Consider the following 2,200-nt stretch of genomic DNA (forward strand, 5'->3'; position numbering starts at 1 on the left):
CTCCACCGCAAGTCGAGCAAAGCTTGCTGCCATTTTCGCCATCCGCAGCATTATCCCAGTTGGCTTGCTCAGTACCTTTTCGAACCCGCGATGGACGCTTAGTCACATCTTGCTGGTCGTCACTACCTGCTCCATTTTGAGCACTGGTATTGTCAGCCCCGTTGAATATCAGCCCACCAAAGACATTGTTCTGGAAGTTGTCCCAAGCCTTGCCTGGGGTGGTCAGCAAATTCCGCAAGCCCCGCACGGATGAGTCCACGGAAGACCCAATGGCATCCCACAGCTTTGCTCCGGCAGACGGTGCTTGAGACGCTGGAATTGCATCTCCAGAGGCATCAAGCTGATAGCCTCCACCAATAGCTGTCGCACTTGCGCCAGTGACCATCATGGTCCTGAGGACAGCCTGAGCGACATTCACAGACGGATATGACGACTGCGACTGAGTGCTCAGCGGGCTTTGCGGCGTCAAACCAGAAGGATCGACACTGTTGATGGGGTTGCCCCCCACATAGGCGTAGGCATTGATACCGCCTTGCAAACCGACAGGATCCCTGGACAAGAAGGCTGCGATGCCAGGCGAGTAATAACGAGCTCGCATGAACACTAGGCCGGTCTCATCCGGCTCTCTGCCTGCATAGCCGTATTGCACGCTTTGAGGCACAGTGCCGCTAAGCTTGTTACCCCACGCATCGAATCGTTGTGTCTGCGTGGTGGTGTCAGCGTTGTTGCTGATCCCCACAATGCTGCCCAAGCCATCGGCGTGGTAGTAGCTAGCCGTGCCGTAGGTGGCGGCGCCCGTCACCGCAGCGCGAATCACGGGGTCATCCGTGCCGCCACCACTGGTGTACACAGCCGTGGGCGTAGTCCAGGTGCTGGGGTATTCGGCGTAGATGTCCTGTGCGTCATAGACCCACTGCGTGGTGACACCGCCAACGACCTTCCTGACCCGGCGTCCACCGTCGTCATAGCCGTAGTTGACGGTTGTCGAGCCGCTGACCACTTGCTGCAACTGGTTCAGCGCATCCCAGGTATAAGTGCGCGTGCCGTCGCTGGTGATATTGCCGTTGGCATCGTGGGCCAAGGCCGCCTGCAGTGGGCCAGTCACCGTGCCGCTGTGGATCTCCGTCAACTGATTGGCCGCATCATACTTGTAGGCCGTCACGGTCGGACTGCTTTGCCCAACCGAGCGCGTCAGCCGGTTGTTCAGCGCGTCATAGCTGTAGTTCTCCTGCTGGGCCGCCGTGCCATTGCCGACCTGCGTCAGGCGCTTGAGTTCGTCATAGGTGTAGCTCGATGTGATCGACGAGCCGCCGATGTTGTCCGCCACATTGACACGGTTGCCCACGCCGTCATAGGCGTAGTCGTGCTGGCTGATGATGTGCGAGGCCGTATCGTTGTTGATCACCTGATGCAGCGAGTTGTCCTCGTTGTAGGTCAGGTGCGAGGACAAACCATTGGGCATCGTGCGCTGAATCAGCCGACCTGCAGCATCCATCTGGTAGGCGATGGTGTCGCCGTTTGGCGCGGTGATGCTAGCCAGGCGGCCCACCGGGTCATACAGGTAGTTTGTCTTGCGGCCATCCGTGTCCGTGATGCTGTTGAGCAAGCCGCCTGGGCTCCAGTCATAGGTCAGCGATTTGTTCGAGCGCCCATCGGCCACCAAGATCTGGCGATGCGCCGCATCGTAGGCGTAGGTGTAGTTCACCTCCGGGTGACTCGCGGTCAGCACCTGGCCCAGTGCATTGCGGGTGTAGGTGGTCTTGCGCCCGCCTTGTTCCGTACGGGTCAGCAGTTGATGCCCAATATCCCAGGTATAGGTCGTGACCTGTGTCTTGGGGTCGGTCGTCGTCTGGACGTTGTTGTTGGCGTCATAGGCATAAGTCCATGAACGGCTCAAACCATCGGTACTCGTGATCTTGCGATCAAAGTCGTCAAAGGTCTGCCCCATTTGAACCGTGGTGACATCGCTTGAGCTGGTCGTGCACGGGCTGGGTGTATAGCCCGCAGCCACCTGTTTCAAGCGGCCCAGCGCGTCGTAGGTGTTGACCGTGACCGGACACACCGTCCCATGCGCACTGTCGGTGTACTGTGGGCCAACGATGCGCGAAGGCCGGTTGAGTTCATCGTAGCTGGTCGTCGTCACCCGGTTCGACAGGCCGCTGCCCGCTGCAGGCACATCCGCAACAGTGGTGATGTTGCC

General features: G+C 59.3%; 1 protein-coding gene. It reads right to left on the minus strand.

The genetic code is table 11. The features are described from left to right. Positions 1-2,200, minus strand: a 2,200-nt coding sequence (locus EPO09_RS21830) for an RHS repeat-associated core domain-containing protein (protein ID WP_290646667.1), incomplete at both ends; no start/stop codon positions are given.

This window comes from Aquabacterium sp., from assembly GCF_004297345.1.
In the GTDB taxonomy this organism is placed as follows: Bacteria; Pseudomonadota; Gammaproteobacteria; order Burkholderiales; family Burkholderiaceae_C; genus Aquabacterium.